The sequence below is a fragment of the Endozoicomonas sp. Z74 genome (genome assembly GCF_057680865.1).
In genome coordinates, this window is record NZ_JBLYZI010000193.1 from 1 (window position 1) to 3584 (window position 3584).

The 3584-nt window shown below is 43.4% G+C and carries 2 protein-coding genes; both read left to right on the forward strand.

The window, feature by feature from the left end:
• The first annotated feature begins 439 nt into the window (after positions 1 to 439).
• Positions 440 to 772, forward strand: coding sequence for a nucleotide pyrophosphohydrolase (locus ACNRUY_RS25985; protein ID WP_488114572.1), 333 nt, complete (start codon positions 440 to 442; stop codon positions 770 to 772).
• Positions 773 to 783: 11 nt separating this feature from the next.
• Positions 784 to 3168, forward strand: coding sequence for a DNA/RNA helicase domain-containing protein (locus ACNRUY_RS25990; RefSeq protein ID WP_488114573.1), 2385 nt, complete (start codon positions 784 to 786; stop codon positions 3166 to 3168).
• Positions 3169 to 3584: the final 416 nt, after the last annotated feature.

A 3584-nucleotide genomic window follows, 5' to 3' on the forward strand; every position in this document is an offset into this window, starting at 1 on the left:
GCTTATCAGTGAGCGAGGAGAATTTGGAAAACAGGGCTTTTGCAGACATCGAAAGACAGGAAAAACCCTGATTATACAGGCTGTTTCTTGATGGCGCTGTTCAATTGGTGATCATGTTTTTGCCCTGCCCCCCACCCTGGCCCCATAGCCCCACGGAATCTCCCTCTACAGCTGCCCCCTCATTACCTGTACACTCATACCTGTTTTAAAATTCGTCCGAGAGCTACTGAGGCCCATGCTCCCTGCTGTTCACAGAAGACAGTGGCTCACCTCCGGGCGGTAGCGTCCTGAAATCACAGAGCAGTGTGGAGTCCTCGGAATAAAAGCTATCCAAAGTCTATTCATTCAAGTGCTATTTCACTTGAAGACTTGCACCGTTTTTTCAGGTTCAGAAACCCATTCTTATACAGGTTTGATTACTATGCAGGACCTAGAAACTATGCGTCAACGCATGCGTTTATTTGCCGAAGCTCGAGATTGGGATAAGTTCCACTCCCCCAAAAACCTGTCAATGGCCCTCAGTGTTGAAGTCAGTGAGTTGGTAGAGTGCTTTCAGTGGTTAACCGAAGAGCAATCCAACTCATTAAGTCATGAGAAGCTTGAAGCTGTAGCCGATGAGATTGCTGATATACAGCTGTACCTGGTTCGTTTGGCAGATAAAGTCGGCGTCGATATAGCAGCAGCTGTTGAGCAGAAAATAGAAAAGAATGAGGCCAAGTATCCTGTCGATAAGGCCAAAGGCAATTCAATGAAATACAATGAATACAATTAAGGACGTACTTGATGATTGTTTATTCGGCTACCAAAAGGAAATTTATTGAAGATGTCCGCTCAAACCGGATTGCCGATATCATTGAAAATGAAGTGTTGTATAAACTCAATCGCAACTCCCCACGAAACGAAAAAATATCCTGGGAAAATTCACTTCAGTATATGTCCCAGGTTCTCTGGGATGAGGCTATTCCATCATCAGCCGGAGTAGCTATTGAATACAATCTGCCCATGACCAATCGTCGCGTCGACTTTATCCTTACCGGAAAAGATTGCAAACGCAATGATACCGCAGTCATTATTGAGCTCAAACAATGGCAGGAAGTAAAAAAGACCAACAAAGACGCTATTGTGAAAACGCGTTTTCAGCACGGTGAACAAGAAACAAGCCATCCTTCATACCAAGCCTGGTCTTATTCAGCCCTGATAGAAGATTACAACGAGACTGTCAGAAAAGAGTCGATTCAACTGCAACCTTGTGCCTATCTTCATAATATGAAGTGCCGGGATGTGATCAATGATCCTTTTTATGCCGATCACACTACTAAAGCACCTGTATTTATTTCACCAGATGCTCTAAAACTCTCAGAATTTCTCAAGCAGCATGTGAAATTCGGTGATAGTAATAACATCATGTATCGTATTGAACATGGAGTTATTAAGCCGTCCAAGAATCTTGCTGATGCATTGACTTCTATGCTAGACGGGAATACAGAGTTCTTAATGATTGATGAGCAAAAGCTCGTGTATGAAACGGCCCTTACTCTTGCCCATAAAGCTCAACAAGGCGAAAAACAAACGCTGATAGTGAAAGGGGGCCCCGGTACGGGTAAGTCGGTGGTGGCCATTAATCTGTTAGTGGCTCTCACCCGCCAGGAACTACTGGTTCAATATGTCGCTAAAAACTCAGCACCACGGGAAGTCTTTAAAAAGAAACTGAAGGGCAGTAAAAAGAAGAGTCATATCGACCAGATGTTTAAGGGTTCTGGTGCTTATACTTCGGTCGAAGCCAATAAGTTTGGAGCCCTTTTAGTTGATGAAGCGCACCGCCTGAATGAAAAATCAGGTCTGTATGGCAACCTGGGGGAGAATCAAATAAAAGAATTGATCTTAGGTTCACGTTTTACTGTCTTCTTTATTGATGAAGCACAACGAGTGACCTTACAGGATATTGGCAGTGTGGCGTCAATCAAACACTGGGCATACAAGCTTGGCGCTAATGTGACAGAAATGGATTTAATCTCCCAGTTTCGTTGTAATGGCTCAGATGGTTATCTGGCTTGGGTAGATAATAGCTTACAGATTAGAAACACTGCCAACCCAACCCTTGAAGATATAGATTACGAAGTTAAGGTTTTTGATGACCCGCATAAACTCCGCGCTGCAATAATTGACAAAAACCGGACAACCAACAAGGCACGCATTGTTGCAGGCTACTGCTGGGACTGGGCCAGTAAAAAGGACAAATCTGCCTTCGATATCATTATTCCTGAACATGGCTTTGAGGCTCAATGGAATTTAACTGAAGATGGCAGTTTATGGTTGATAGCCGAACATTCTGTTGATCAGATTGGCTGCATTCATACCTGTCAAGGGTTGGAGCTGGATTATATCGGCGTGATAATCGGAAATGACTTTATTGTCCGCAACGGGGTTGCTATAACAGATGCGGACAACCGCTCCTCAAATGACCGATCCATTCGTGGCTTTAAAACCATGCTAAAAAAAGATCCTGACAGAGCAAGGCTGCTAACGGATGAAATCATCAAAAATACCTATCGAACATTAATGACTCGAGGACAGAAAGGCTGTTACATATTCTGCACAGATCCAGAAACAAATGACTATTTTACGTCCATCTCGAAGAGTTATGCGAAAACCATCAATTCAGAACTTTGCCCATATCCAGGGCTAAATTTACCGATAGTTCCTTTTACTGAAGCCAGGCCTTATCAATCTCACGTTCCTGTCTATGATTTGTCTGCAGCAGCCGGTGACTTCAGTGAAACGCAAGCTTTAGAAGAGTTTCAATGGGTCGAATTACCTGATCATATCAATACCAGCAAAGGAATGTTTGTAATACGAGTAGTTGGGGAGTCGATGAATCGCCGCATTCCGAATGGTTCCTGGTGCCTATTTAAAGCCAACCCAGGAGGAACTCGCAATGGTAAGGTTGTGTTAGTTCAGCATCGTAGCATAGAAGACCCCGACCATGGTGGTAGCTATACAGTCAAGGTATATCACAGTGAAAAAACGGTGGAAAGTGGTACTGCCATAAATAAAAAGGTAATCCTCAAACCCGATACCAGTGCCTTTGGCTACACTCCAATCGAGCTTGAAGATGCCAATGAAGAGTTACTGGTAATCGGTGAATATTTATCAATTGTTGGAGGATAAAGAGCGTAACAAGACCAGTTACATTCTATTGTTCAACCATATCTGCGGCAGCCAGGCGTTATGGACATCAATCGTTTTTTGCATAACTTTCAAATTTGATGGGAATAATACACAGCGCGGCAAATTTTGGCCTGCATTTTTAAAATAATACCTGAAGCGTTCGCGTTAAAAAAAGCCAGAAGCCAGCCCATCACCAACGACAGAGATCTGGCGGCACTAATTAACGCTGAAGCCGGCAAGCCCTCAGAGGAAGGACTTACACCTTTGACTCCCCGTGCAAACTCTAATGTGCATTAGTTCAGATCTGATCTGACAATTCCCTCTTCAAAAAAGGGAAGGGTTACCGATTTAGATAGAGGGTGAAATCACTGAAATCTAAATCGTAAAAAGGTAACCCTTATGATTCATACTAATCA